The 26,752-nt window shown below is 59.4% G+C and carries 22 protein-coding genes and 1 riboswitch; of the genes, 8 read left to right on the forward strand and 14 right to left on the reverse strand.

Features of this window, described 5'->3' with window-relative positions; translation table 11 throughout:
- Together SSARUM2_RS12575 and SSARUM2_RS12580 are read right to left on the reverse strand one after the other, a co-directional pair.
- Positions 1-1,356: an MFS transporter gene (locus SSARUM2_RS12575; protein WP_041035185.1), complete on the reverse strand. Its 1,356-nt coding sequence runs from the start codon at positions 1,354-1,356 to the stop codon at positions 1-3.
- 385 nt (positions 1,357-1,741) lie between these two features.
- Positions 1,742-3,085, reverse strand: a complete 1,344-nt coding sequence (locus SSARUM2_RS12580; RefSeq protein ID WP_060452635.1) for a D-serine ammonia-lyase — start codon at positions 3,083-3,085, stop codon at positions 1,742-1,744.
- Between the two features lie 81 nt (positions 3,086-3,166).
- Here SSARUM2_RS12580 and SSARUM2_RS12585 point away from each other — a divergent pair, with 81 nt between their 5' ends.
- On the forward strand, positions 3,167-3,349 hold the full coding sequence (locus tag SSARUM2_RS12585) for a hypothetical protein (RefSeq protein ID WP_154231753.1): 183 nt from the start codon (positions 3,167-3,169) through the stop codon (positions 3,347-3,349).
- Here SSARUM2_RS12585 and SSARUM2_RS12590 read toward each other — a convergent pair.
- The 3 genes from SSARUM2_RS12590 to SSARUM2_RS12600 form a co-directional block, all read right to left on the reverse strand.
- A complete protein-coding gene (locus SSARUM2_RS12590) occupies positions 3,346-3,819 on the reverse strand; it encodes a VOC family protein (RefSeq protein WP_033653113.1) in 474 nt (157 codons plus the stop codon). The genes SSARUM2_RS12585 and SSARUM2_RS12590 overlap by 4 nt on opposite strands.
- 11 nt (positions 3,820-3,830) lie before the next feature.
- Positions 3,831-4,181 carry a DUF1428 family protein gene (locus SSARUM2_RS12595; RefSeq protein WP_033634599.1) on the reverse strand — a complete coding sequence of 117 codons (351 nt, stop codon included), beginning with the start codon at positions 4,179-4,181 and terminating at the stop codon, positions 3,831-3,833.
- A gap of 104 nt (positions 4,182-4,285) precedes the next feature.
- Entirely contained in the window at positions 4,286-5,728 is a 1,443-nt protein-coding gene (locus SSARUM2_RS12600; protein ID WP_033648375.1) for a GGDEF domain-containing protein, read from the reverse strand.
- 617 nt (positions 5,729-6,345) lie between these two features.
- Here SSARUM2_RS12600 and SSARUM2_RS12605 point away from each other — a divergent pair.
- Positions 6,346-6,528 (forward strand): hypothetical protein, encoded by a 183-nt coding sequence (locus SSARUM2_RS12605; RefSeq protein ID WP_033648384.1) that lies wholly within the window; start codon positions 6,346-6,348, stop codon positions 6,526-6,528.
- A 48-nt stretch (positions 6,529-6,576) separates the two neighbouring features.
- Here the strand turns inward: SSARUM2_RS12605 and SSARUM2_RS12610 are convergent, their stop codons facing one another.
- Positions 6,577-9,006 (reverse strand): DUF3772 domain-containing protein, encoded by a 2,430-nt coding sequence (locus SSARUM2_RS12610; protein ID WP_060422313.1) that lies wholly within the window; start codon positions 9,004-9,006, stop codon positions 6,577-6,579.
- A 450-nt stretch (positions 9,007-9,456) separates the two neighbouring features.
- Here SSARUM2_RS12610 and SSARUM2_RS12615 point away from each other — a divergent pair, with 450 nt between their 5' ends.
- The gene (locus SSARUM2_RS12615; RefSeq protein ID WP_060452634.1) at positions 9,457-11,187 is read left to right on the forward strand and encodes an ABC-F family ATP-binding cassette domain-containing protein; all 1,731 of its coding nucleotides are present in this window, start codon (positions 9,457-9,459) and stop codon (positions 11,185-11,187) included.
- A 188-nt stretch (positions 11,188-11,375) separates the two neighbouring features.
- Here the strand turns inward: SSARUM2_RS12615 and SSARUM2_RS12620 are convergent, their stop codons facing one another.
- Positions 11,376-12,008 (reverse strand): TetR/AcrR family transcriptional regulator, encoded by a 633-nt coding sequence (locus SSARUM2_RS12620; RefSeq protein ID WP_033634603.1) that lies wholly within the window; start codon positions 12,006-12,008, stop codon positions 11,376-11,378.
- Positions 12,009-12,030: 22 nt separating this feature from the next.
- Positions 12,031-15,135, reverse strand: coding sequence for an efflux RND transporter permease subunit (locus SSARUM2_RS12625; protein WP_060452633.1), 3,105 nt, complete (start codon positions 15,133-15,135; stop codon positions 12,031-12,033).
- 178 nt (positions 15,136-15,313) lie between these two features.
- Between SSARUM2_RS12625 and SSARUM2_RS12630 the strand changes: the two genes are divergently transcribed.
- The gene (locus SSARUM2_RS12630) at positions 15,314-16,159 is read left to right on the forward strand and encodes an inositol monophosphatase family protein (RefSeq protein ID WP_060430275.1); all 846 of its coding nucleotides are present in this window, start codon (positions 15,314-15,316) and stop codon (positions 16,157-16,159) included.
- Here the strand turns inward: SSARUM2_RS12630 and SSARUM2_RS12635 are convergent.
- From SSARUM2_RS12635 to SSARUM2_RS12660, 6 genes are all read right to left on the reverse strand, one after another.
- A complete protein-coding gene (locus SSARUM2_RS12635) occupies positions 16,102-17,478 on the reverse strand; it encodes a cation diffusion facilitator family transporter (protein ID WP_060430277.1) in 1,377 nt (458 codons plus the stop codon). The two genes, SSARUM2_RS12630 and SSARUM2_RS12635, sit on opposite strands and share 58 nt — an antisense overlap.
- A 26-nt stretch (positions 17,479-17,504) precedes the next feature.
- Entirely contained in the window at positions 17,505-17,684 is a 180-nt protein-coding gene (locus SSARUM2_RS12640; protein WP_033634607.1) for a hypothetical protein, read from the reverse strand.
- Between the two features lie 109 nt (positions 17,685-17,793).
- Positions 17,794-17,886, reverse strand: a complete 93-nt coding sequence (gene mgtS / locus SSARUM2_RS12645; protein ID WP_004938109.1) for a protein MgtS — start codon at positions 17,884-17,886, stop codon at positions 17,794-17,796.
- 130 nt (positions 17,887-18,016) lie between these two features.
- The gene (locus tag SSARUM2_RS12650; protein ID WP_033653108.1) at positions 18,017-19,039 is read right to left on the reverse strand and encodes a magnesium transporter; all 1,023 of its coding nucleotides are present in this window, start codon (positions 19,037-19,039) and stop codon (positions 18,017-18,019) included.
- Between the two features lie 77 nt (positions 19,040-19,116).
- A riboswitch (M-box (ykoK) riboswitch) is annotated at positions 19,117-19,290 on the reverse strand.
- A 141-nt stretch (positions 19,291-19,431) separates the two neighbouring features.
- Positions 19,432-21,051: an ABC transporter substrate-binding protein gene (locus SSARUM2_RS12655; RefSeq protein WP_060452632.1), complete on the reverse strand. Its 1,620-nt coding sequence runs from the start codon at positions 21,049-21,051 to the stop codon at positions 19,432-19,434.
- 175 nt (positions 21,052-21,226) lie between these two features.
- Positions 21,227-21,496 carry a hypothetical protein gene (locus SSARUM2_RS12660; protein ID WP_033643162.1) on the reverse strand — a complete coding sequence of 90 codons (270 nt, stop codon included), beginning with the start codon at positions 21,494-21,496 and terminating at the stop codon, positions 21,227-21,229.
- Between the two features lie 707 nt (positions 21,497-22,203).
- Between SSARUM2_RS12660 and SSARUM2_RS12665 the strand changes: the two genes are divergently transcribed.
- The 4 genes from SSARUM2_RS12665 to SSARUM2_RS12680 all read left to right on the forward strand — a co-directional run bounded on the left by SSARUM2_RS12665 (position 22,204) and on the right by SSARUM2_RS12680 (position 26,723).
- On the forward strand, positions 22,204-22,779 hold the full coding sequence (locus SSARUM2_RS12665) for a hypothetical protein (RefSeq protein WP_033653105.1): 576 nt from the start codon (positions 22,204-22,206) through the stop codon (positions 22,777-22,779).
- 275 nt (positions 22,780-23,054) lie between these two features.
- Complete coding sequence (locus SSARUM2_RS12670; protein WP_047567363.1) at positions 23,055-24,071, forward strand: iron ABC transporter substrate-binding protein; 1,017 nt, start codon at positions 23,055-23,057, stop codon at positions 24,069-24,071.
- 34 nt (positions 24,072-24,105) lie between these two features.
- On the forward strand, positions 24,106-25,689 hold the full coding sequence (locus SSARUM2_RS12675; protein WP_060452631.1) for an iron ABC transporter permease: 1,584 nt from the start codon (positions 24,106-24,108) through the stop codon (positions 25,687-25,689).
- On the forward strand, positions 25,686-26,723 hold the full coding sequence (locus tag SSARUM2_RS12680; protein ID WP_060452630.1) for an ABC transporter ATP-binding protein: 1,038 nt from the start codon (positions 25,686-25,688) through the stop codon (positions 26,721-26,723). Before SSARUM2_RS12675 ends, SSARUM2_RS12680 begins: the two co-directional genes overlap by 4 nt.
- The last annotated feature ends 29 nt before the right edge of the window (positions 26,724-26,752 follow it).

Raw genomic sequence — 26,752 nt, forward strand, 5'->3', positions numbered from 1 at the left:
TTATTCCCTCACAGCATTTTTATTGAGCGGCGCCGGCAGCGCCGGGTAGCCGGAAAGGTGCTTGGCGATCAACGCCAGCGCCGCGATCAGCGCCGGGATGGCCAGCAGTGTGAATATGGTGCTGAACGACAGCTGCATCTGCATCAGCGCACCACCGCTCATCGCCCCCAGAATGCCGCCAAAACGCCCGAGACCGAGCATCCATGCCACGCCGGTCGCCCGGCTCTGGGTGGGATAAAATCCGGCTGCCAGGGCCGGCATGGATGACTGCGCGCCGTTCATGCAGGTGCCGGCGATGAACACCGTGATCGCCATCAGCGGCGGGTAGCTATAGACAAAGCCGATGATGCCGACGAACAGGCCGGTGAGCAAATAGCCGACGGCCACCACCTTGTGCGGGTTCATGCGATCCATCAACCAACCGATAATCAATACGCCAAGCCCCCCGCCGAGCGGAAACAGCGCGGTGATCAGCGACGCCTGCGTGACGGAAGCGCCGGTTTCACGGATCAACAGGGGCAGCCAACTGGTCAGCAGATAGAAAATCATCAACCCCATAAAGTAAGTCAGGCACAGCATCAAGGTGCCCAGCAGATAGCGACGGGAAAAAATCATCCCCAGCGGCGAGGCCGCCTTTATCTGCCCCTCTTCCTGCAACATGAAATGCGGCGTCTTTGGGAGTGGCGCAATGCGCTTCAACACTTTGGCGATGCGTTCTGCGGCATAGCCGCGCGCAACCATAAAGCGCGCGGATTCGGGCAAGGCGGCGATCAAGACCAGCGCCAGCAGCAGCGGCATAACGCCACCCAGCACCATCACGCTCTGCCAGCCGAAATGCGGGATCAGCCAGGCGGAAGAAAAGCCGCCCAGCGATGAGCCGAGAGGAAAACCGCAAAACATCAGATTCACCATCAGAGCCCGGCAGCGCTGAGGCGCATATTCCGACATCAGCGTGGCGGCATTGGGCATGGCCGCCCCCAATCCCAGCCCCGTCAGGAAACGCAACAGCGTCAGCGTCGACAGCGAGCCGGCGAAGGCGGTCAGCAAACTGAAGCCGCCGAACAGCAGCAGCGAGATCACCAGCACTTTCTTGCGCCCGATGCGATCCGCCAACGGCCCGGCGGCCAACGCGCCCACCGCCAGACCGACCAAAGCAGCGCTCATCACCGGCCCCAGAGAGGTTTTTTCTATTCCCCATTCCTGCACCAGCGACGTGGCAATGAAACCGATAATGGCGGTATCGAAGCCGTCCAGCGCTACCGCTAAAAAACACAAAACCAGTATCAACCACTGGTAGCGAGAAAATGGCTGGTCATCGATAAACCCTCGGATTTCTACGTTGTTATCGTGTGGCATGGCTTGCTCCTCAGGGGGTGCGGCAACCCTCACCGCACAGAACAACCGGTTGCGTACCGGCAAGAGGGTTAATTTGTGCGATTATCGGAACATAGTTCGTTAATCGACAATTAAATTAAACCACCCCACGGCGAATGCTTCAATATTGTTAAAACAATAAGCGTGCGATAAACGAACATCAGAGGACGGTAAATAAAATAATTTTATTTACTATTAATGGGATGGGGTTATTTTTGCCGTTACCACAGAATGAGGGTTTGTGATTCAATTAACATTTCAGAAACATTGCCGCTACCCTGTTTGGCGCTGACCATCGGCCTAAAGGCACAGACGCTTTTCGAACGGCGCTCGCCCCCTAAAAAGGGAGCGAGCGCAAGAAACGCCCTTATTGACTCAGAGACGCCTGCCCGGCGGCGAGGTACTTCGCCATTTCCGCCGGCGGCACCATGCCGCCACCGGTCGCCCACACCAGGTGCGTCGCCTGCGCCAGGCTCTCTGTGCTCACGCCTTGCTCGCTGAGCTGCCGCGCCTGGGCCGCAACGCGCCACGGCCCGGCCATGCCGGCCAGCGCGGACGGCTCCAGCTGGATATGCTCGTGCTTGTCCAACAGCCCGAGCAGCGCAAACATCTCTTCGTCGCTCAGGGTGTAGAATGCGCTTAACAGGCGCTCCATCGCCCGGCCGACAAAGCCGGAGGCGCGTCCCACCGCCAGCCCGTCCGCCGCGGTGCGGTTATCGATGCCAAGATCCTGTACCGCAATGCCGTCGTGCAGCCCGCTGTAAACGCCGAGCAACATGCAGGGCGAATGGGTCGGCTCGGCGAAAACGCAGTGAACATGGTCGCCGAAGGCCAGCTTGAGGCCAAACGCCACGCCGCCCGGCCCACCGCCGACGCCGCACGGCAGATACACGAACAGCGGATGCTGTGCGTCCACCACGATGCCCTGTTGGTCAAACTGCCGCTTCAGGCGGCCGCCGGCCACCGCGTAGCCGAGAAACAGGGTTTGCGAGTTTTCATCATCGATAAAGAAACAGCGCGGATCGCTCGCCGCCTGCTTGCGCCCCTGCTCGACCGCCACGCCGTAATCTTCGGCGTACTCCACCACCGTGACGCCGTTGTCGCGCAGCTTTTGCTTCTTCCACGCCCGCGCATCCGCCGACATGTGGACGCTGACGTCAAACCCCAGTCGGGCGCTGATGATGCCGATAGAGAGCCCCAGGTTGCCGGTCGAACCGACGGCGATGCGGTACTGGCGGAAGAACTGGCGAAACTCGTCGGAAAACAGCCGGGCGTAGTCGTCGCCGATCTGCAGCAGCCCCGCCTCCAGCGCCAGCGTCTCCGCGTGCGTCAGCACCTCGTAGATGCCGCCGCGCGCCTTGATTGAGCCGGAGATCGGCAGATGGCTGTCCTTTTTCAGCAGCAGCTTCCCGCCAAGCCGCAGCCCATAGCGCCGGTCCAACGCCTGCTGCATGGCGGGGATCGCCACCAGCTCGGATTCGATGATCCCCTTTGTCGGCCGGGTTTCCGGGAAGGCCACGGCGAGATAAGGCGCAAAGCGCGCCAGGCGCTGCTCCGCGGCGGCGACGTCGGCGGCGGTCAGGCCGACATGGGGCAAGCCTGCGGCCAGCGTTGTCGCGCGCGGATTGAACCAGGTGATAGGCTCGAGGGCGACCATTCGTTGCAACAGCGGGTGCTGCGCAACCCACGGTTGAATCTGTGATTTTTGCATAAGTGTCCCTGACTGATTTGGCGTTGCCGTCACCATGCCGCGAACGCCGGCGGCTGACAAATGATAAATACTGAGCTTGAGATGCAACAGATTGATGCAAGCGCGGCGCTACCCGGCCGCGACGCCAAACCAGATCAGAATACCCGCCACGCCCGGCAAAATCGGCGCACCGCCGGTTTTCGCGGCGATGCCGCCGGGAATGCCGAGGGAAACCAGCGCCGATGCGTTAAGTGCTGCGCTCTCGATGCATCTTTTATCCGCTAACCCCGCGCCGCTGCTTCCAGGCCGGCGATATCGATTTTGCCCATCAGCAGCATCGCTTCCGTGACCCGCCGCACGCGGGCGGCGTCAGGATCGTTCATCAGTTCGGTCAGGCGCCGCGGCACGATCTGCCAGCACAACCCCCAGCGATCGCGCAGCCAGCCGCACTGCTCCGCCTCGCCGCCCACGCACAACGCGTCCCACAGCCGGTCGACCTCCGCCTGATCGTCGCATTCCACCATCACGGAGAAGCTGTGGTTGAACGGATCCAACGGCCCGGCTTCGATCGCCGCATAGCGCTGGTCGCCCAGGGTGAAGGAAGCCAGCTTCACGCTGCCGGCCGGGCCGCTCGGCGTATCCGCCGGCAGATCGGAAAACCAGTTCACGGACGAACCGGAGATCAGCGCGACATAGCAATTCAGCGCCGCCTCCATGTCTTTTTCAAACCACAGATGTTGCGTAATTCTGGCCATCTGCGCCTCCTTCAGGTATCGAGGATCGGCGCGAACCCGCCAAAGATCATGCGCTTGCCGTCAAACGGCATCTCGCCCAGCGCCTTCATGCGCGGATCGTTCATCATTTTCTCGTTGGCGGCGTCGCGCACCGCCTTGGAGGGGTACTCTATCCAGCTGAACACCACCACTTCGCCTTCCTGCGCCTTCACCGCGCCGCGAAAGTCGGTAAGTTTGCCGTCGGGCACATCATCGCCCCAGCACTCCACGACGCGCGTGGCGCCAAACTCTTTAAACAGCGGCGCCGCTGCGGCCGCCAACCGGTGATATGCCTCCTTATTGGCGGCCGGCACCGCCACCACAAACCCATCTACGTATTTCATTCTGATATCCTCTTGTCTGATTAAGGACAGTCGGTTCAGCGCGGGCAAAGTAGTCCGCGCCCCCTACCAGTTTAGACGGCGGGCGTGCGGCACGGATCGGAAGTTCAGCGGTCAGGATCGTTCGGCGGGCAAGACTCCGGCGTGGCGACCCGGTTACGGCCGGCGTTTTTCGCTTTGTATACCGCCAGATCCGCCAGTTTGAGCAGGTCGGCCAGGCTGTGGCCGGAACCGCCCGGGCAGGTTACCATGCCGATGCTGACGGTGATCTGCAGCGGATGGCCGGCCGGCATGGTGATCGATTCCGCCTCAATGCGTTGCCGCAGCCGTTCGGCCAGCTGCACCCCCTGCTGCGGCTGGCCGAGCGTCGAGACGATGGCGAACTCTTCCCCGCCCATGCGGCCGAACAGATCATCGACGCTCAGATCGGCGGCAATCGCACGGGTAAACGCCATCAGCGCCTGATCGCCACCGGCGTGGCCGAAACGATCATTGATCGATTTGAAGTAATCGATGTCGAGCATCATGACGCACACCAGCTCGCCTTTCTGGTCTATCACTCGCTCGCCGCGCTGCATAAACGCATTGCGCGTCAGCACGTGGGTCAACGCATCGTGACTCGCCACGTGCTCCAGCGTGCGCAACAGCGCGTTGCGCGCATAGTTCATGCTGGCGACGGCAATCGGCCCCAGCGCCAGCAGCGCGATGCCCAAACGCATCGATACCGTGTTCTGCAGCACCTTCATGTCGAGCGTGGTGCTCAGCAACCCGAAATCGATCGCCAGATGGCACCACAGCACATAAACCAGCACCGCGATCATGGTGCTGAACAGCGAAAAGGACATCGCCAGCCACAGCAGCACCGGCATGGGAAAGATCACCGCGCCGGGGCCGCCGATCAGCACGCTGCAGACCGCCGCCAGCGCCAGCAGCGCCAACACCGCCATTTTCCGCCCCGCCTGCGGCCATTGGCTGCGCTGCGTCAACATGGCGCAGGCCACGCGCAGGCGATAGCGCCAATCAGCGGGAAACACCAGAATAAACGGCATCAGCGTGACGTAGTTGGTGAATTCGGACGAGAACCACAGCGCCAGCGAGGTTAAATAGGGCCTGCCGAACAGCCACTGCGAGACTCCCGCGCCCACCACACCGGTCGCGGCGGCGGCGGCCAGGCAAATACCGAACAGGTACATGCTGGAGGCGCCGCGCTGCAGCATGCGCGCCGGCGGCGACAGCCGCATGAACAGCAGATACCCCACCACCACGCCGGTCAGATTGGCGGCGTTCAGCAGCAACGCCTTTTGCAGCGAGCTGCCGGTCAGCAGATCCGCCGCCAGATACCCCAGCACCGCCATGCCCCAGCCGGCGCGCGTAGCCCACTGCGGGCAGCGCACCAGAACCGCCAGCAGTACGGCGTTGACCGGCCAGAATACCGCCAAAAATCCGACGGGACGGCTGACGATGCCCAGCAGGCAAGCCGCGAACACCAACAAAAAGACGGTGAGTGCGGGCCAGATTTTCCGGGTATCGGACAACGAGGTGGTTTGCATCTTGGATCCAGAGACTTCTGCTGTGTAAGGTGACAATCTGTTCGTGTCACAACCGTCGACGATGAGGAGAAGATAAGCGGCCGACCCGCCTATTATTGCCAGTTTTAGCGGCCCGAGCACCTGTTTATTCATCAAGGGAAAATATATTTGTGTATCAATGTATTGACGGCGGTTGCTCGTCTGGCGCAGAAACTGCTGAAGCAGCCGTGCCCCAGCCGGCCTGACACCGGCAAAAACCGCCGTCTTGTTCCTAAAAAGTAAAATAAGATTGGGCGATGTGCGGAAACATTTATAGTTGGAAATATTTATCGATACCAAGAATAGTTCTTCTTAACACTCATTGAAGGCTACACCAGCGAGAAAATCCATCAGCGCACGGTTGAACAACGCCGGCCGCAGCAGCGACGCGAAGTGACTGGCGCACGGCAGCGCCGCCAGACGCGCGCCGTCATAGTTGACACAGCCCTGCCTGGAAGCGGGTCAACTCGTCGTCGGTTTGCATCTTTTCCTCCTCATTCGCCGACGTTGTGCGCCAACAAGACATCGAAGGATGTATAGATCGCACCGGCGAGCGGTGCCGTTCGCTTTCCCGACATATACTTAAGGGAGGAATCGCAATGGAGGACGGTGAGATGAAGAAGATTACTCTCGTGTTTTTGATGCTGATGCTGAGCGGGTGCATCGGCGGCGGTGGCGGCCCGTCGAATGCGCCTCCGGCCTCGCCGAATGAGCCTTATACCTGCACCAAATCCAGCGCCAACAGCGACTGTTCGCAATCGGTGGAGCCGTCGATGTATTAGCCGCATTCGGCGGGCCGTCGCTTAACGGCCCGCCGCCTCAGGGCTGAACTAGGAGGAGTGTTCCTCTTCGTTGGCCTGATATCGCGTCGCCTGCTGCTTCATAAACACCACTTCCTGCGGGCTGGACAGGCTGACACGCTGCGCGCGCAGCAGCTTGAGGATGTTGAACAGCAGTTCGCTCTTGGTCGCGCCGACCATGCGCGGGCTCGGCACATAGCCGGTCACGCTCAGGATAATGCCGTCCGGCCCCAGCTGGCTGAAGCGCACGTAAGGCGCCGGCGTTTCCAGGATGTTTTCGTATTCGTGGTAAGCGTTAAGCAGAATATTGCGCACCTGCTCCGGATCAATGTCGGTCGGAAACGTCAGCGCGATGGTCACCACCCCTTGCGCGTTGCCCATGGTGGCGTTGCGCACGTTCTGCGAGATCAGCTGCGAGTTCGGTACGATCATGGTGGAGCGGTCGCTGAGCTGGATTTCGGTGGCGCGCACGTTGATGCGCCGCACGTCGCCTTCCACGCCGCCGATGCCGATCATATCCCCCACCTTCACCGGGCGCTCGGTCAGCAGGATCAGGCCGGAAATAAAGTTCTTCACGATCTCCTGCAAACCGAAACCGATGCCGACCGACAGGGCGCTGACGATCCACGCCAGGTTGCTCCACTGGATGCCCAGCGCCGCCAGGGTGATCAGTATCACCAGCACATAGCCGATATTGCTGAACAGCGTCACCAGCGAGGCGCGGATGCCGACGTCCGAGATGGTTTTCGGCAGCAGTTCAGATCCCAGCCAGCGCCGCACCGCGCGCAGAATATAGATGCCGATCGCCAGGCAGATCACCGCGTTGAGCAGGTTGCCGGGCACGATGTTGAAACGCTGCAAGCCTTCACCGGTCAGGATGGAGACGATTTTCTCCATCAGCGAACCCGGCGTGGTGCTGCCGAACGAGCCGTTGAACAGCGAGACAATCATCAATAGCAACAGCGAACATTTGGCCAGCGCGGTGGTGATGATCGCCATCTGCTCCAAATGGCGATCCTTGAAGCTGAGCGTTTTCTTCAGCATCTTGCCGCTGACGGTCTGCGGCGAAAACAGCGCGGCGCACAAATCGGTGGCGAACAGCACCATAAAATAGAACGCCATCAGCACCAGCACCACCCAGATCAGTTGGTAGGTCAGGAAGCGGGCGAAGGCGATGTAGCCGATAAGCAGGGAAAACAGGATCACCACCGAACAGACCAGGGTGACGAGGTGCACCAGCCCGCTGACCAGCGTGCGTTTTTCCAGGTGCGCGCCCTGCTGTTCCAGCCGGCGCCGAATGCGCTGGCCGCGCAGCGGCGCCGCCAGCAGCACCATGCCGATCAGCCCCGCCACCAGGCCGTTGCCGAAGATGGTGGTGGCCAATGAGGCGCTGACGACGTTGTTGATCAGCTCCACGGTGCCGAACGCCAACGCCAGGCCGGCCAGCAGCGGCGAGAAGTAACGCAGCCCGGCGGCCACCTCGTTATCCATGGAAGCCAAGCGCCACGACGGGCGATTCAGCGACAGCGCCGCACGCCCCAGCCCGGCGATCAGCGCGCAGAAAATCCCCAGACGGTTAAAGCCTTCGGCGAAGTCCTCCAGCATCACCGGCAGCGGCTGCACGCGAACAAAGACGTAATACAACAGGTTCAGCGCGATAGAGGTGGTGATCACCGTCACCACCACGGTGACGAGCGCCATAAAGCTGCGGCGCAGACGCCCGTCCGGCAGGAAACGGATGCTGACCCAGGCGAGGAAACGCTCGGAGAAATAGCGCCCCCAGGACCAGACAATCACCGCCAGCGCCAACAACGCCAGCGTGCCGTAACGCCACTCGTCCTGCCAACTGGCATCCCAGGCCGCTTTCATCTCGGCGTTGAACTGATCCAGCCGCTGCACGTCATTTTCGGACGGTTGCAGCACCGGCGCCCAGAATTTGATGCCCAGAATGCTGCCGGTATTCAGCGCCAGCTGGGTTTTAAACGCCACCCGGCGCAGATCGCCGATCTGTTGCCCCAGCTCGAAGGCGCTGGTCTTGATGGCCTGAGCGCGTTTTACCGCATCGTCCAGCTGTTTCTTGCTGTTGTTCAGCGCGTTGCGCTGCTGGGCCACCGCCGGGGTTTCAGGCAGCGCGCCGGCCGCCGGGGCCGGCCCCAGGACGTCCAGCTGCGCTTTCAGTTTGTCCTGCTCGGGCTGCAGATCGGTGGCGAGCTTTTCCATGCTGGCGACCAGATCGTCGGTCGCCAGCCGCAGTTTGCTGAGCTGTGTATCGGTGGTCGCTTTGGAAACCAGCTGCTTCATGCTGTCCAACTGCTTTTGCGCGGCTTTCAGCTGCGTAGCGGGATCGGGCGCGCTTTCGGCGGCGGGATCATCCTGGGCGGCGGCGACGGCGCCGAACGGCGTCAGTTGCAAACCAAACAGCAATAACAACAACAGCAGGAACGGGCGAGGCTTTAACATAAATTCAGTGCTCAGCATCATTATCTGATAGACAGACGAACAGGCGGCGGATGAACCGTCGCTTAACCATAAACGCTAATTATAATAGCTGCTTAATGTCGGCCGAAATACAGTAATTATTCCCATTGTGTGCCACGCGCGTGCGCCCTCCTTAGCCTGCTGATTATTCAGGCGCTTTTACACTGGCGATACGGCACAAGGCGCTCTATACTCCAGCCAACGATTAACCTGCAACCAATAAAAGGAGACTTACTATGCTGACGTGTGAATTGTTTTTTCACTCACACTTCTTTGGTAATCGTCGCCGCTCAAGCATTACCGGTATCGTGCTGCGATAACCCAGCTTGAGCGAAGCTTACTAAAATCCAGGATCTTCCCTCCGGCTTACCGGGTTGTCGTCAGCGATGTTTGACGATAGGCATTGTCATGCCTGTAACTCTTGAGTAAGCAATGAGCACACTACTGTCTGCACAATCTGTCGGTTACGACAACGCGTTCGGCGTCCTGCTGAGCGAGATTTCCTTCACCCTGAAAAAAGGCGATCGCATCGGTTTGATCGGCGACAACGGCTGCGGCAAAAGCACCCTGCTGCAACTGCTCAGCGGCGCCCTGCCCATCCACAGCGGAACGGTGACATTGTCACAACAATGCCTGATGGCGCGCATCGAACAACACTTGCCGCCCGAGCTGCACGCCTGCACTCTGCTGGATGCGGTGCTGGCGCGGCTTCCGGCGAGCCAACACCTCAGCGAACGCTGGCGCTGTGAAGCGCTGCTCGCCGAGCTGGGGTTTGAACCGGCGAGCTGGACGTTGACCGCCGGCACCCTCAGCGGCGGCCAGCACACCCGCCTGCTGCTGGCGCGCGCGCTGATCCGTCAGCCCGATCTGCTGCTGCTCGACGAGCCCAGCAACCACCTGGATCTGCCCACGCTGCTGTGGCTGGAGCAGTTCTTGCGCAGCTGGAACGGCAGCTTCGTGCTGGTGTCGCACGATCGCTATCTGCTCGATCAGGTGACCAACTGTACCTGGATCCTGCGCGACAAAACGCTGCAGTTTTTCCGCTTGCCCTGCTCCGCCGCGCGTCAGGCGCTGGCGGAACAGGACGCTGCGGACGAGCACCGCCGTCGGGCCGAGCAAAAAGAGATAGACCGGGTGGAAAAAAGCGCCAAACGTCTGGCGACCTGGGGCAAGGTCTATGACAACGAAGATCTGGCACGCAAAGCCAAGCAAATGGAAAAGCGCGTCGATCGGTTGAAGGAAGAACAGACCACCCTGACCGCCGGCAGCCCGTGGCGGCTGCGACTGCAGGGAGAGGCGCTGGACGCCGATCGCCTGCTGGCGCTGCCGCAATGGGCCGTGCGCCCGGCGCCGGAGGCGCCGATGCTGTTCAGCCTGGCACATCTGCGGGTGAAAAGCGGCGATCGCATCGCCATCGTCGGGCGCAACGGCTGCGGTAAATCGTCGCTGCTGCGCTTACTGTGGCAGGCGTATCAGCAGCCCACGGAACGCCCGGCGATCTTCCACCCGCGCGTGCGCATCGGCTATTACGATCAGAGCCTGCAACAGCTGCGCGATGAAGACACGCTGAGCGAAGCGCTGGCGCAGTTTGCGCCGCTGACCGAGGAACAGCGGAAAATGGCGCTGATCGGCGCCGGTTTCCCTTACCTGCGCCATCATCAGCAGATCCGTTCGCTGAGCGGCGGCGAGCGTTCGCGGCTGCTGTTCGTCGGCCTGACGCTGGCCAACCATTCGCTGCTGCTGCTGGACGAGCCCACCAACCACCTGGATATGGCGGGTAAAGAAGAGTTGGCGGAAACGCTGCGCCAGTTCGCCGGCGCCGTCATGTTGGTCACCCATGACCGGATGCTGATCGAACAGAGCTGCAACCGCTTTTGGCTGATCGACCAGCAAAAACTGGAGGAGTGGCACGATCTGGCGCCGGTGTATCAGCGCCTGGCGGGCGAAACGCCGGCGCTGCCGACGGCGGGCAAGGCCAACGCAGACGGCCCGACGCCGCACGAACGACTGGAAGACGAAGAAGCGCTGTTGGCCGCGCTGTTGGCCCTCGAAAGCAAACTGGAGGACGACCTGGCGCGCAAGCCCAAGCACCAGAAACCGGCGCTGCAGGCGCGCTGGCGCCGCGAGATTGCCGACATCACCGCCCGGTTGAATTTGGGCTAACCCCACAGGCCGCCGAACGGCGGCCTGTTTATTGATGTATTGATGGAAAGCCGCTTGTCGCTTTCCCTTGGTTCGCACGGCATCCCGATTGCTGGTCACTGTCGGCCAGCCAGGATAATCCGCGCGGGCGGCGATACCGGCCGTGGCTTTGCGTATGCAGCAAAGCGCCAGGATCACGTTCTCTTTCGTTATTCGGTAATGGCAGGCGGCGAATATCGCCAGGCCAAAAGAAACGCGGTGATAGCCGCTTCGGCCATCTGTTGCAACTGTTCCGGCGTCGGCCACTGGTCGGATAACAGAGCCGCCGGCAACGGATACCCCATCACCGCGCCCAGAAATGCCATAGCCTGAGGCTGCGCATCAGCAAATTGGACTTGCCCATGTTGCCGCGCCTGTTCCAACATTTTCACAAATGCCTGCAGCACCCGTCCGGCATTGCGTTCACGCAACGTGGCGTACAACTCAGGTTTCTGCAACAGCAGTTGCACCATCAGCCGCTGAAAATGCACGTTATCAACGCTGAAAAAATGCGCCTGCACCACCGAAGCGAAACGCGCCAGCACCTGCGGTAAATCCATACTCTCCTGAGCCAAAATGGCGGCGATCGGCGGCTGCATCTTCTCGATAAGATGGTTGAACGTCTCCAGCACCAGGGCGTCTTTGCTCGGGAAGTGATTATATAAGGTTTGACGGGTGGTTCCCGCCTCGTTGGCTATCTCGTCCAACGAGATATCCAAGCCCTGCTGCAAAAACAGAACGCAGGCGGTTTCCAGTATCCGTGGCCTGGCCTTCATCGGCCGTCCCGGTTGGCGGTTGATCATGCTCTCTCTCCAGCCCAGAGGCTCATTTTCGCGCCTTAAGTCGTGCCAACCCTTGTTTGGTCAGAACAAAAAACAACGGTACGAACAATAATGTCAGCAGTGTGCCAGAAATCATGCCGCCGATCACCGCAATCCCGATTTCGCGCCGGCTGGCGGCCCCGGCACCGACAGAAAGCGCCAGGGGGATCACACCCGCGACAAACGCCAATGAGGTCATCACGATGGGCCGCAGACGCATTCGCGCCCCTTCCAGGGTCGCCTGCAACAAAGCGGATCCCGCTTTGAGCCGTGTTTCAACAAACTCGACGATCAGGATAGCGTTTTTCGCCGACAGGCCAATCGTCGTCAACATTCCCACCTGGAAGTAAATATCGTTTTCATACCCCGCAAGGCGCGCGGCGACAACGGCTCCGATAATCCCGAGGGGAATGATCAACATCACGGACAATGGGATAGACCAACTCTCGTACAGCGCGGCCAGGCAGAGGAAAATGAACAACACCGAAGCCAGATACACCAGCAATGTTTGCCCGGCGGCCAATTGCTCCTGATATGAGAGCCCGCTCCACTCAAGGCGGTAGCCGTCTACACCGCCAATGATGCTCTGCATACGCGCCATCGCGGTGCCGGAGCTTTCGCCCTCGGCTGCCGTCCCCTGTAACTGCGTGGCCGACAGCCCGTTAAAGCGCTGCAGCATTTGTGGCCCTGAGAGCCAACGCGTAGTCGCGAAGCTGGCAAAGGACGCCATGCTGCCGCTTTCACCACGTACGAACCAATTATCGATATCATCCGGCGCCGATCGCCAGGCCGCGTCCCCCTGCATGTAGACCCGCTTTACGCGGCCGCGATCGATAAAATCGTTAATATAAGCGCCCCCCCAGGCGGCAGAAAGCGTGTTGGTGATGTCAGCCTGCTGCAGCCCTTGTGCGCTGGCCTTTTGCTGATCGATATCGACCTGCAATTGTGCTTTATCTTCGAGGCCATTGATGCGTACCGCCGTTAACAACGGATCTTCGGCAGCGGCGGCGATCACTTGCCTCTGCGCAGCTTGCAGTGCGTCATGTCCAACGCCGTTTTGATCCTGTAACCACAGTTCAAATCCACTGGACTGCCCCAATCCGCGCACCGCCGGCGGCGACAACACATTGATCTGCGCGTCGCGATAGTTTTTGAAATGGCGATTGGCGCGGCTAATAATCGCCAGCGCGTTATTCTCATTACCGCTGCGCAGCGACCAATGTTTAAGTTCGGCAAACGCCATGCCGACATTCTGACCACTGCCGGCGTTATTGCGCCCGACAACCATGAAGATCACATTCAGGTTATCCCGCTCGGCGGTCATGAAATAGTCGACGATAGCGTCAGCAGTCTGTTGCGTTCTGGCCATCGGGGCGCCTGGCGGCAGAGAAAACTGGACCATTACCGAGCCCTGATCCTCGACTGGGAGAAAACCGGTAGGCATCCGCAGATATTGCCAGATCATGAAACCGACCAGCAGCAGCGCCAACATGCAAAAACGCCCTTTGCGCGCCATCACATGGTTCAATCCCAACCCATAACGCCGCTGTCCGTATTCCACCAGGCGGTTAAAGCCGCGAAAAAAGCGGCTGCGCGGCCGCTGCACCGACGGTTTTAGCAAACCGGCGCACAATGCCGGCGTCAAGGTCAACGCCACCAACACCGACAGCACCATAGCGGCGACGAGCGTGATGGAAAACTGTCGATAGATTATGCCGGTTGAACCGCCGAAAAATGCCATCGGAACAAATACCGCCGAAAGTACCAGCGCGATGCCGATCAGCGCACCATTGATCTCCCGCATCGAATGCAACGTCGCCTCGCGCGGCGGCAATTGCGCTTCCTCCATCACGCGCTCAACGTTCTCAACCACCACTATCGCGTCATCCACCAACAGGCCGATCGCGAGCACCATGGCGAACAGTGTCAAGGTGTTTACGCTGTAACCCAACAGCGCCAAAATGCCGAAAGTGCCGAGCAGCACTACGGGTACCGTAATGGCGGGGATCAATGTGGCGCGCCAATTTTGCAAAAACAGATACATCACCACAATCACTAGCGCGATCGCTTCCAACAAGGTTTGCACGACGCCTTCAATGGACACCAGTACGAACGGCGTGCTGTCACGCGGATAAGCCACCTGCAGCCCCGGCGGAAACTGCGGCGCCATGCGCTCCACTTCAGCCCGCACCCGTTCGGCAACCTCCAGCGCATTGGCGCCGGAAGCCAGTTGAATCGATATGCCGGCCGCTGGGTACCCGTTGAGGCGCGTTTGGTTTTGATAGTTTTCCGCACCGATCTCCACGCGCGCAACATCGCGCAAATACACCGCCGAACCGTCGGTATTGGTGCGCAGAATAATATTCTCAAACTGCTCCGGCGTTTCCAGCCGCGATTGCGTGGTCACGGTCGCGTTCAGCGCCTGGCCATCCATCGTAGGCAATGCGCCGATCTCACCGCTGGTGACCTGGGCATTTTGCGCTTCTATCGCGGCTTGCACGTCAGATGGCATCAGGCCATAACCGCTCAACTTGATCGGATTGAGCCAAACGCGCATCGCATATTGAGCGCCAAATACCGTCGTCTCCCCGACGCCATCCACCCGGCTCAGCGGATCTTGCAGCGAACTGACCAGAAAATCATTGATATCAACGCTGTCCATGCGGCCTTGCGTGTCGTACAGGGCGACTACCATTAGGCTATCGCCCTGCGATTTTGTCACCGTGATCCCTTGCTGCTGCACTTCTTGCGGCAATCGCGACGTTGCCTGATTGACCGCATTTTGCACTTGAACCTGAGCAATGTCCGGGTCGGTTTGTTGTTCGAAGCTAAGGCTGATGCGAGCCTGACCCGCCGAACTGCTGGTTGATGAGAAATACAACAGGCCATCGATCCCTTTAATTTGCTGTTCGATAATCTGAGTTACGCTGTCCTCTACCGTTTTGGCCGAAGCGCCGGGGTAATTGGCGGTCACCGTGACGCCAGGTGGGGCGATGTCGGGATATTGCTCAACCGGCAATGTCCAGAGCGCCAGTGCGCCCGCCGCCATAATGCAGATGGCCAGCACGGCCGCAAATACCGGTCGAAAGACGAAAAAATGCGCTAGCATGCCTGACTCCTCTGATTATCTCGCTTACGGATGCTTTGATGATGCATCTAATGACGCCAATTACTTTACAGTAAAGTAAATAAATTAAATCAAATCTGAAATCAAGCAGGAATCAACACCGTATTGTCATCTGACTATGGCACCCTGCACGCTAAACTTTGTTCGGAACATTGCCGCCATGACTTCACTCTCCCCACGGGACATCGAGGCGCGCTACCGCTTCGCGCGTGAGATCGCCCGCGCCGCCGCCGATCTCGCCTTCAGCTTTTATCAACGGCGGCAAAGCCTGGCTGTCGACTTCAAACAGGGGCTGCAGGACGTGGTCAGCGAGGCCGATCGCCGCGTCGAAGCGCTAATCCGCCGCATGATCAGCCGCCGTTTTCCCCTGGACGGGTTTCTCGGCGAGGAAAGCGGCAGCGCCGGCGAGAATGCCGCCTGTATTTGGGTCGTCGATCCGATTGACGGCACCGCCTGCTTCCTGAACGGATTGCATACCTGGTGTATCGCGATAGGCGTGGTGATCGACGGCGAGCCGACGATAGGCGTGGTCTACGATCCCAACCACCGCGAAATGTTCCGCGCCTGTCGCGGCGGCGGCGCCTTTCTCAATGGGGAGCCGATCGCTGTGCATGCCGGGCGCAGCGTCGCGGATGGCGTAATGGGCGTCGGGATTTCCCCGCGCGCCTCGGCGGCGGAATTCAGCGGCTTTCTCTGTCGCCTGCTGCAGGCGGGAGGGATGTTTGTGCGCAGCGGCTCCGGCGCGTTGATGACCGCCCAGGTGGCCGCCGGGCGGCTGCTGGGCTATTACGAACCGCACATGAACGCCTGGGACAGCCTGCCTGGGTGGGTGCTGACGCGCGAAGCCGGCGGCGTGGCGAATGACTTTATGCACAACGACGGGCTGCGGCGCGGCAACCCGTTGCTGCTGGCCAACGCGGCGCTCTACCCGCAGTTGGCCGAGCTGATTCATATGCCGGGCTTGATCGGCTCGACGTGCCCTATCGCGCGCGTGATGGCCGGATAAAGCGCGCGCAGCCGGCGCTCGACCCGATCGACCGCATCGTGCGCGGCGGCGATGGTGACCGCCGGCGACACCCGGCAGTGGAAATTGACAATGATGCCGCCGTCGCTCTTGCGTGCGCGCACGTTGTGTACGTCTTGCACGCTCTCTCCCTGCTCCAGCGCCGACTGCAGGATCCGCCGAATATCGGCCAGCTCCGTCGCATCGACATCCTCGCTGGTCAGCCAGTGCGGCGTCTGCGGCTCCAGGTGCGTCTCTATCTCGGTGTCTTCACCGATCGCCTGGCGCAGGATCCCCTCTATCTCCGTGGCGATGTCATGCGCCTGCGCCACGCTGGCGTTGGCCGGCACCGCCAAATCCATGCCGATCGCCATGCGCGTCGGCAGCTGCTGCAAGGTCACATTCTGTACCTGCGCGCCGTGGTTGGCGGCGATCGCCCGAATGCGCGTCGCCATGTCTTCATCGCTGCGGGTCTGCGGCACCGCGATGACGGTGAATTCCGCCCTGGCGTAGTGCTCCCGCAGTCGCTCGACGATCTCTTGCTTCAGCGCGTCTATGCGCTCCAGCGGCAAGGTGCGGCACACCGCCACCGTGATCTCGACGAACAGCACCGCGCCGGCATTGCGAATGCGCACGCTGTCGCAGGCCAGCACCGCCGGAAAACGCGTCAGCGTGGCGCGGATCGCCTCAGTAGCCCCGGCGGGCGCGGCATCCATCAGTGAATCGAAGGAGCGTTTACCCAGTTTGATCGCGGCGACAAAGATAAAGCCGGCGACGATCAGCGCGGCGATGGCGTCCGCGCGACCAAAGCCCAGCAGCACAAACACCATGCCCAGCAGCACCACGCCGGACGAAAGCATGTCGGAGAAGAAATGCAGCGCATCCGCTTCCAGCGCCGCGCTGTCGGTCGCTTTGGCGACGCGGTTGAGCGCCCGCACGCGGAAGAAATCGACGCAGATGGAAATCAACAGCACCGCGATCACCACCGGCGCGGCGACGATCTCATGCGGCTGCCCGAGCAGGCTGCTGCCTGCCTCATAGACAATCCAACCGGCGGCGCCCAGCAACAGCAGCACCTCGAACAGCGCCGCCAGGTTTTCCACCTTGCCGTGGCCGAAGTGGTGATCGTCATCGGCGGGCTTATCGCTGATGCGCACCGCCAGCCAGGTGATGCTGGTGGCGATAAAATCGGTGAAAGAGTGGATCCCTTCGGATATCAGGCCAATACTGCCGGTAAAAATGCCGGCGACAAATTTGCCCGTGGCCAGTAACCCGCTGGCGATCATCGAGTTTCTGGCCACGGCCTGTTTTTCATTCTGCATTATGCTGCTCACATTCGGACGGTGATTTATTTTTTTATTTTAGAGGATAATTGCCATACAACGGCGATCAGCAGCATACTGCCAGAGAATGTCAGCATGAGGCTAGTAAGAAAATTGGATTTTCCGGTGGAATAAAAATAAATCTCATTAACGCCAACCGAGATCATTAAAATGGCGTAGAGCAATCCCAGAATAAGAATCGTCATTATTATCAACTCCCGTATCAGGCCGCGCGTTCGGCGCGCCGCTAAAAATCCTCCCCATAATAAATAACGGTTACGGGGAGGATGCATCTAGGCGGATCTTTTGCGTTCATCAATCATCCCATTTGGTGCTCATATAGGCCGCCAACAGGCCCAGTGAGCTGATCATTGCCAGGAATCCCATAAAAATAGTCATGTTTCCCATTGTTTTTTCCTCAGGTTAAATGTTATCGATAAAATCCCCTCGCGTTAAATATCGGGGTTGGTCGGTATCCATATTTTTTAACGTCCTCCTCTTTTTTGTCACACTCCCGCCCTTTTAGAGCGGGAACCATTTAAATCCCCAAAACGTACTGGGCAATTTTGAAATAAATAATCAGGCCGGTGCCGTCGATAAAGGTGGCGATAAACGGCGCCGACACCACCGCCGGATCGATGCCGAGCCGTTTCAACAGCATCGGAATGATCGACGAGACAATCGCGCTCCACACGGTGATCGCCACCAGCGACAGGCTGACCACCAGCGTCACCTCCATGCCGACGCCCATGATCCAGGCGCGCACCCAGGCCGCCAGGCCAATGGTGACCGCGATCAGCAGCGAGGTCGTGACCTCTTTGCGGATCACCGCGCCAAGATTGCGCAGGCTGACCTCGCCCAGCGCCATGGCGCGCACCAGCGTCGAGGTGATCTGGGTGCCGCTGTTGCCGCCGGTGCCGATCAGCAGCGGGATAAAGAACGCCAGCGCGATCGCCGCTTCGAGTTGCTCTTCAAACGCCTTGAGCACGTTGCCGGTGTAAGCCTCGGCGACGAACAGCATCAGCAGCCACACCGAGCGTTTGCGCCACAGCGCCCACGGGCTGGTCTCCAGATAAGGCTTGTCCAGCGGCAGGCTCGCGCCCTGGCGCTGCGCGTCTTCGGTGTTTTCAGCCTCGACCAGCCGGGCGATCTCTCGCTCCCCCAGCACGCCGACCAGCGTGTTGTTCGCCACGACCGGCACCACGTCCAGGCCGCCCTTGCCGAGCAGATGCGCCACGTCGTTGCGATCGTCGTCGGGTGAAACCTGAAAATAGCTGTGATCCATCATCACGCCGACCGCTTTATCCTGCTCGTCGCACTGCAGCAGTTTTTTCACCGACAGCGTGCCGCGCAGATGATAATCGTCCGCGGTAATAAATACCCGGGTGGGAATTTCGTCCGTTTTAAGCTGTGAAAGTAAATATTCCCGGGCATGATTGACCGTCATCGTCGCGGGAACGGTAATAAAATCGGCGTTCATATAGCCGGCGACCGATGTCTCGTCGAGAGTTTCAGTCGCGCTCAGCGCCGGAGAAGAATAATGTTGATGTGACTTTATCATTTTGTCAGTCCCTATTTCTGTTTTGAACTTCAACAGCGAATCGCATAGGGGCGTAACCACAGAGGGGGAGTGCAGACTGCCTATCTCCGCGTCCAGGTTTTAGCACTATACAACGTATCCGAATTGTTGCTCGGAAGTTACTTTGGGCTGAACCTTAATCCGATAAAGCCTGTCTTAACCTTGGGCATCTCTCGATGTCGTCAGATCAGTAACCTGTGTTTGTATAGGAGCCTCGCCAAACGAGATACTGCATATAAACTACCGGCGCAGTATAGGCGGTGTTTTATCCGGCGGGAAGAAAAGATTGCCCGTCGTTTATGGAGTATTTAGGATAATTTTATTAAACGCGAATCTATAAAAACGGCTGATATAAATCAGCCGTTTTTTATTTCTCAGTGCTCGAGAAGGTAGACGTTTTTATCGTACAAGGCGCCCTGGCGGGTAAAGTCGATCCCCTTCACGTAGGGTTTAATGAGCGTGGCGTTGGCCTCGTAGTACACCGGCGCCACCGGCGTATCAGCGGCCAGCACCGCCTCGGCCTGCTGGAAGTAGCGCTGCACCTGCTGCGGCGTCTGCGCCGCCGTCGCCTGGTGCAGAATGCGGTCATAGTCCGGGTTGCGGTATTTGGCGCTGTTCTCGCTGCTGTCGGAACGGAACACGTTCAGGAAAGTAGACGGATCGTTATAGTCCGCCAGCCAGCGGGTAAAGGCCACGCCGTACTGCCCGCGGTTGATATTATCCAGCGTCACTTTACGCTCCTGGCTTTGCAAGCGGGCTTCTACCCCAAGGTTCTTTTTCCACATGGCGGCGGCGGCGATGACGATCTTCTTGATGGTGGCGTCGTTGCTGTACAGCACGGTAAAGCGCAGCGGATTCTCAGCGTTGAAACCGGCCTGCGCCAGCAACTGCTTCGCCTGGGCGTGCCGCTGTTCCGGCGTCCAGCCGGCCGCAGCGCCGGGCTGCAGGCTATAGCCACCCGCCCCCGTTGGGGTAAAGGTCCAGGCCGGCTGTTGGCCGTATCCCAGCACCTTGCCGGCGATAATCTCTTTGTCGAGCGCCAGATTCAGCGCCTGGCGCACCCGCAGGTCGTTAAACGGCGCCTGGCGATTGTTGAAGGCGAAGTAACTGGTGGAGAGCAGCGGATAGGTCACCAGCTGTTGCTCGCCGAGCGTTTTTTTCAGCTGCTGATATAGCTCCGGCGGCGTGGTATACCCCAACTCAACCTCACCGGCGCGAAAACGCGCCACTTCCGGGAAACCCTGTATCGGCAAGAACGTCACCTTGTTGAGCACGGTGTTGGCGTTGTCCCAATACTGCGGATTACGCTCCACCACCACCTTTTCGTTCACCACCCACTGGCTGAGGCGGAATGCGCCGTTGCCGACAAAATGCGCCGGTTGAGTCCAGTTCTTGCCGTACCGCTCCACCACCTTGCGGTTAACCGGCAAGACCGGAAAATGCACCAGCTGCTTGAGCAGGTAGGAATTGGGCTCCGACAGCGTCACCTGCAGGGTGTGCGCGTCCAGCGCCCTGACGCCCAGCTCGCTCGGCGGCTTGCTGCCGGCGTTGATCGCCGCGGCATTCAGCACGTAGGCCGAAGCCAGATAGCTGCCGTACGGCGACGCGGTTTTCGGATCGGTGAGGCGCCGCCAGCTGTAGACAAAATCGTCGGCGGTCACCGGATCGCCGTTCGACCATTTGGCCTGCGGCCGCAGATGGAAAGTCCAGACGTTGCCCTGATGCTCCCACTTCTGCGCCAGCGCCGGGACCGCTTCGCCGTCTTTACCGACGCGCAGCAACCCTTCGAACAGATCGTTAAAGATGTAGAACTCCACATTGCTCTCGGCCAGGTTCGGATCCAGCGTCGCCGGCTCATACCCGTTGGCACGCACCAATTCCTGTACCGGCGCCAGTTTAGCGCCCGCCGGCACCTCGACCGCCTGAGCTGCCGTCGCGTTAAAAGCCAGGAGGATTAAACCAGCCAATTTACTGCCATTAAATGAATATTTCACGTCGATATCCCTGATTAGTGTTTTATCGCGTTCAATATGCAATGAGGCAGTGGAATAAATTAAATCATTAATCGCTATGAGTCATAACCAAAAGCGGTGTTGAATTTCTTTCATTATCAAAGGAATATCCCTCACCGCGCTTTTCGCTTTCAAACACAATGTGCGTTGCCGTCCTCTACTTGATGTTCACGGTCGTGATACCAAACAGCGGCAGGCCTTTAACCGGCTCTGGGCCGGGTTCCCCCCACACCATTAAGGATTTACCGCTCGCCTGTGCCTGGATCGCCAGATTCACCAGCAATTTCGGATAGGGTTCATTAGCCGCTACCGACAGCGGAAACACGTTTTCGTATAATCCTCCATCGATCGCCATCTCCACATGCACGCAATCATTAGCTACATCGATGACCACGATAGGATTGGTATAAAACGGTCCATTAGACATAGGTACCTCTCTCACGATTTCTTATTGAATATGATTCGTCATTCGCGTTGACAGCCCGTGTTATTAATACCTGAACGAAACGCTGAAGAACGATATGAAAAGACTGAAGAAAAAGAACGCCAATCGATAACAAGACGTCAACATTGCAACAGCTTAATTGCCATTACAGCGTTGACAAGGAACTGATGTAAGTCAAATGTAAATCCACACTTACCCGTCACCTCCATGAATACACTGAGAATATTTACAAAAAAATGATGGCAAAATAATTCAATATAAATCAACGAGATGAAATATGATAACCACTTAATCCATATTAATTAATTGGTTGCAAGAAAAGGTTAACACCAAAATAATAGACAGAAGAAATCAGTAGCATTTCAATTTAAAAATAACATTAAAAACTCCTCTTGATATCTCCATAACACCTAACTACCTTTAAATAGTTTCGAGATATACATGAAGCTACCGCCGGTTATAAAACCAATAACTGGCGAATGATTGAATCAAAAATAATTACCGAAAGAGCAAACCGGAAATATAAAAACTTGCCGTGAGGATAGGATGCAACGGTCTGCTTGCCATACCGTTTTCCTTCGAGGGCAATGACTATTTCCATTCAGATGCAATTACCTGTCTGGTGGTTAACCGGATTCAGCGTGATATGCACTTCAGACTGACTCAGCAAAAATCACAGGAGTTTACCTATGCCTTCATTGCAAGATATTACGCCTGAACAGGCTAACACATTGAATAAACAATCACGTGACGCCTATAACGCGGAAGTGCAGAGCCGACAGGCGCTGCTCAACCAACATCCGCAATTGAAACCGGCGTTCAACCAGCAAGTGCATCCGCAATCCTTGTGTGGATGCGGGTGCCAACAAAATATCTGCGGCTACTTCAGCTTCCAGGGTTGTGGATGCGGGTGTGGTTGCGCGCCACATGCGGAGACCGTGCAAATTTCCGCACAGCTCGCCAATATTGGTCCCAATGCCCCATCAAGCGGTACATCGGTGCGTTTTATCGGCCAGGCCACCGGCACCGGCTCAGACGGTAACATCAACATCCCGACAATCTATTTGCAAGGCACCGTGCCCGATGCCGAAAATCTGATCGGCGTTCCGTTAACCCTGCAACTGGCCATCAACCCCGGTTCGATCGTCCTGACGCTGCTGGAGAATGGTCGGGTGCTGACCTCTTTGGTTCATCCGCCGCAGTACGCAGGCAGTATCAACGGGCAATTCTTCGGCGTCGGCAACGGTGAGTTTGTGCCGGCGTGACAAGAAGCAAGCCTGACGGGCGGCCGCCTGCGATGGCAGGTTGGCCGCTCACTGTGAGATAACACGTCCCAATTCTATTCAGGCAATCAATACAGATTATTCCAGCCGAAACTTAACTTATCCTTAAGGCAATTCATTTTGTGAGCGATCGTCAAAAATAATTTAATACGAATCGTTTTCACTATCATTATTGATGTTCTTGGCTAAAATCGGCCTGCTTGCGCTTGCCAGGCGATATTCGTTTTCCTCATTCGAACGCTAAAAAGGATAACTGCATGAAGCTGCGTATTTCATCTCTCGGCCCCGTCGCCCTGCTCGCCTCCTCGATGATGCTGGCCTTCGGCGCTAAGGCGGCCTCCGCCGACCAGGGCATCGTCATTTACAACGCCCAGCATGAAAACCTGGTGAAATCCTGGGTCGATGGGTTTACCAAAGACACCGGCATCAAGGTCACGCTGCGCAACGGCGGCGACAGCGAGCTGGGCAATCAGTTGGTGCAGGAAGGCAGCGCTTCGCCTGCCGACGTGTTCCTGACGGAAAACTCCCCGGCGATGGTGTTGGTGGATAACGCCAAGCTGTTCGCCCCGCTGGACGCCGCGACGCTGGCCCAGGTGGAACCGCAGTATCGCCCAAGCCACGGCCGTTGGACCGGCATCGCCGCCCGCTCGACCGTGTTCGTCTACAATCCGGCCAAACTGACCGACGCGCAGTTGCCGAAGTCGCTGCTGGATCTGGCCAAGCCGGAATGGAAAGGCCGCTGGGCCGCCTCGCCGTCGGGCGCCGATTTCCAGGCGATCGTCAGCGCGCTGCTGGCGCTGAAAGGTGAAAAAGCAACGCTGGAGTGGCTGAAAGCGATGAAAACCAACTTCACCGCCTATAAGGGCAACAGCACGGTGATGAAAGCGGTCAATGCCGGCCAGGTCGACAGCGGCGTGATCTATCACTACTACCCGTTCGTGGACGGCGCAAAAACCGGCGAAAACAGCAATAACATCAAGCTGTATTACTTCAAACATCAGGATCCGGGCGCGTTCGTCAGCATCTCCGGCGGCGGCGTGCTGGCTTCCAGCAAGCATCAGCAGCAGGCGCAGGCGTTCATCAAGTGGATCACCGGCAAACAGGGCCAGGAGATCCTGCGCACCAACAACGCTTTCGAATACGCCGTCGGCGTCGGCGCGGCCTCCAACCCGAAACTGGTGCCGCTGAAAGATCTGGACGCGCCGAAAGTAGACGCCGCGCAGCTGAACGGTAAAAAAGTGGTCGAACTGATGACCGAGGCGGGCCTGCTGTAAGGCAGGCCGGCAAAACCTAGAGTTTTTGATCGTTATGTCAAACCTGAGTGCCCACGCCGCGCAGACCGCGCGGCGTTATTCTATTGCCCCCCGTCACCCGCGGCCGGGGGCGATCGTGGTGGCCAGCGCCGTGTTGCTGTCGTTGCTGGCGCTGCTGCCGCTGGGATTCGTTATCGGCGTGGCGTTTGAAACCGGCTGGCAAACGGTCAAAGCTCTGGTTTTCCGCCCGCGCGTGGCGGAACTGCTGTTGAACACCCTGCTGTTGGTGGTGCTGACGCTGCCGATCTGCGCCGTGCTGGGCGTGGCCCTGGCCTGGTTGACCGAGCGCACTACGCTGCCGGGCCGCCGTCTTTGGGCGGTACTGGCCACCGCGCCGCTGGCGGTGCCGGCCTTTGTGCAAAGCTATGCCTGGATCAGCCTGGTGCCGTCGATGCACGGCCTGAGCGCCGGGGTCTTCATCTCGGTGCTCGCCTATTTCCCGTTCATTTACCTACCGGCCGCCGCCGTGCTGCGCCGTCTGGATCCCGGCATCGAAGACGTCGCCACCTCGCTCGGTTCCCGGCCGCCGGCGGTGTTTTTTCGCGTGGTGCTGCCGCAGCTGAAGCTGGCGGTCTGGGGCGGTTCGTTGCTGATCGCATTGCACCTGCTGGCGGAGTATGGCCTGTATGCCATGATCCGCTTTGATACCTTCACCACCGCGATCTTCGATCAGTTCCAGTCGACCTTCAACGGCCCGGCGGCCAACATGCTGGCCGGCGTATTGGTGCTGTGCTGCCTCGGGCTGCTGTTGCTTGAGGCTCTCAGCCGCGGCCGCGCGCGCTATGCCCGCGTTGGTTCCGGCAGCGCCCGCAGCCAAACGCCGCGTCGCCTTTCGCTGCCGCTCGCCGCGCTGGCGCTGCTGCTGCCGATTTCGCTGACCGCGCTGGCGCTGGGCGTGCCTTTCATCACCCTGGCCCGCTGGCTGTGGCTGGGCGGATGGGAGGCGTGGCGCAACGCCGACCTGTGGCCTGCGCTGTGGCAAACGCTGTCGCTGTCCGCCGCCGGCGCGCTGCTGATCACGCTGTGCGCCATTCCGATGGCCTGGCTGTCGGTGCGCTATCCGGCCCGGCTGTACCGCGTGCTGGAAGGCTGTAACTACGTGACCAGTTCGCTGCCCGGCATCGTGGTGGCGTTGGCGCTGGTGACCATCACCATTCACAGCTTCCGGCCGATTTACCAAACCGAAATCACCCTGCTGCTGGCCTATTTGCTGATGTTTATGCCGCGGGCGCTGATCAATCTGCGTGCCGGCATCGCACAGGCGCCGGTGGAATTGGAAAACGTGGCGCGCAGCCTCGGCAAATCGCCGGCGCAGGCGCTGTGGAGCACTACGCTGCGGCTGGCGGCGCCGGGTGCCGCGGCGGGCGCGGCGCTGGTGTTCCTGGCGATCGCCAATGAGCTGACCGCCACGCTGCTGCTGGCGCCGAACGGCACCCGCACGCTGGCCACCGGATTTTGGGCGCTGACCAGCGAGATAGACTACGTCGCCGCCGCGCCTTATGCGCTGATTATGGTGGCGCTGTCATTGCCGCTCACCTGGCTTCTTTATTCTCAATCTAAACGCACGGCGGGACTATGAGCACGCTCGAACTGCACGGTATCGAAAAATCTTATAACGCCATCAGGGTGCTGGAACGCATCGACCTGCAGGTTGCCGCCGGCAGCCGCACGGCGATCGTCGGCCCTTCCGGCTCCGGCAAAACCACCCTGCTGCGCATCATCGCCGGCTTTGAAATTCCCGACGGCGGCCAGATCCTGCTGCAGGGGCAAGCCATGGGCAAAGGCGGCGGCTGGGTGCCGGCGCATCTGCGCGGCATCGGCTTCGTTCCGCAGGATGGCGCGCTGTTCCCGCACTTTACCGTCGCCGGCAACATCGGTTTTGGCCTTACAGGCAGCAAGCGTGAGAAACAGCGGCGCATCGAGGCGCTGATGGAGATGGTGGCGCTGGATCGCCGTTTGGCCGCGCTGTGGCCGCACGAGCTGTCCGGCGGGCAGCAACAGCGGGTCGCGCTGGCGCGTGCCCTGTCGCAGCAGCCCCGTTTGATGCTGCTGGACGAACCGTTCTCGGCGCTGGATACCGGCCTGCGCGCCACCACCCGCAAAGCGGTCGCCGAACTGCTGACGGAGGCCAAGGTGGCGTCGATTCTTGTTACCCACGATCAGAGCGAAGCGCTGTCGTTCGCCGATCAGGTGGCGGTGATGCGCAACGGCCGGCTGGCGCAGGTGGGCGCGCCGCAAGATCTCTATCTGCGGCCGGTCGATGAGCCGACCGCCAGCTTCCTTGGCGAAACGCTGGTGTTGACCGCCGAACTGGCGCACGGCTGGGCCGACTGCGCATTGGGGCGCATCGCCGTCGACGATCGGCAACGCAGCGGCCCGGCGCGCATCATGCTGCGCCCGGAGCAGATTCAAATCGGTTTGCCAGATCCGGCGCAGCGCGGCCAAGCGGTGATCACCGGCATCGATTTCGCCGGCTTCGTCTCTACGATCAACCTGCAAATGGCCGCCGGCGGCACGCAAATCGAGATCAAAACCGTCAGCCGCGAAGGCCTGCAGCCCGGTTCTCAGGTCAATCTCAACGTGATGGGCCAGGCGCATATTTTCGCCGGTTGACTCACTTAAGACCGGGCCAACGCCCGGCC

This window comes from Serratia sp. K-E0102 (assembly GCF_029962625.1).
In the GTDB taxonomy this organism is placed as follows: Bacteria; Pseudomonadota; Gammaproteobacteria; order Enterobacterales; family Enterobacteriaceae; genus Serratia; species Serratia sarumanii.

Coding starts and splice junctions, on each gene's coding strand:
- SSARUM2_RS12575 (WP_041035185.1), bottom strand. CDS start 1,356: ATGCCACACGATAACAACGTAGAAATCCGAGGGTTTATCGATGACCAG.
- SSARUM2_RS12580 (WP_060452635.1), bottom strand. CDS start 3,085: ATGCAAAAATCACAGATTCAACCGTGGGTTGCGCAGCACCCGCTGTTG.
- SSARUM2_RS12585 (WP_154231753.1), top strand. CDS start 3,167: ATGCAACAGATTGATGCAAGCGCGGCGCTACCCGGCCGCGACGCCAAA.
- SSARUM2_RS12590 (WP_033653113.1), bottom strand. CDS start 3,819: ATGGCCAGAATTACGCAACATCTGTGGTTTGAAAAAGACATGGAGGCG.
- SSARUM2_RS12595 (WP_033634599.1), bottom strand. CDS start 4,181: ATGAAATACGTAGATGGGTTTGTGGTGGCGGTGCCGGCCGCCAATAAG.
- SSARUM2_RS12600 (WP_033648375.1), bottom strand. CDS start 5,728: ATGCAAACCACCTCGTTGTCCGATACCCGGAAAATCTGGCCCGCACTC.
- SSARUM2_RS12605 (WP_033648384.1), top strand. CDS start 6,346: ATGGAGGACGGTGAGATGAAGAAGATTACTCTCGTGTTTTTGATGCTG.
- SSARUM2_RS12610 (WP_060422313.1), bottom strand. CDS start 9,006: ATGTTAAAGCCTCGCCCGTTCCTGCTGTTGTTGTTATTGCTGTTTGGT.
- SSARUM2_RS12615 (WP_060452634.1), top strand. CDS start 9,457: ATGAGCACACTACTGTCTGCACAATCTGTCGGTTACGACAACGCGTTC.
- SSARUM2_RS12620 (WP_033634603.1), bottom strand. CDS start 12,008: ATGATCAACCGCCAACCGGGACGGCCGATGAAGGCCAGGCCACGGATA.
- SSARUM2_RS12625 (WP_060452633.1), bottom strand. CDS start 15,135: ATGCTAGCGCATTTTTTCGTCTTTCGACCGGTATTTGCGGCCGTGCTG.
- SSARUM2_RS12630 (WP_060430275.1), top strand. CDS start 15,314: ATGACTTCACTCTCCCCACGGGACATCGAGGCGCGCTACCGCTTCGCG.
- SSARUM2_RS12635 (WP_060430277.1), bottom strand. CDS start 17,478: ATGCAGAATGAAAAACAGGCCGTGGCCAGAAACTCGATGATCGCCAGC.
- SSARUM2_RS12640 (WP_033634607.1), bottom strand. CDS start 17,684: ATGACGATTCTTATTCTGGGATTGCTCTACGCCATTTTAATGATCTCG.
- mgtS (WP_004938109.1), bottom strand. CDS start 17,886: ATGGGAAACATGACTATTTTTATGGGATTCCTGGCAATGATCAGCTCA.
- SSARUM2_RS12650 (WP_033653108.1), bottom strand. CDS start 19,039: ATGATAAAGTCACATCAACATTATTCTTCTCCGGCGCTGAGCGCGACT.
- SSARUM2_RS12660 (WP_033643162.1), bottom strand. CDS start 21,496: ATGTCTAATGGACCGTTTTATACCAATCCTATCGTGGTCATCGATGTA.
- SSARUM2_RS12665 (WP_033653105.1), top strand. CDS start 22,204: ATGCCTTCATTGCAAGATATTACGCCTGAACAGGCTAACACATTGAAT.
- SSARUM2_RS12670 (WP_047567363.1), top strand. CDS start 23,055: ATGAAGCTGCGTATTTCATCTCTCGGCCCCGTCGCCCTGCTCGCCTCC.
- SSARUM2_RS12675 (WP_060452631.1), top strand. CDS start 24,106: ATGTCAAACCTGAGTGCCCACGCCGCGCAGACCGCGCGGCGTTATTCT.
- SSARUM2_RS12680 (WP_060452630.1), top strand. CDS start 25,686: ATGAGCACGCTCGAACTGCACGGTATCGAAAAATCTTATAACGCCATC.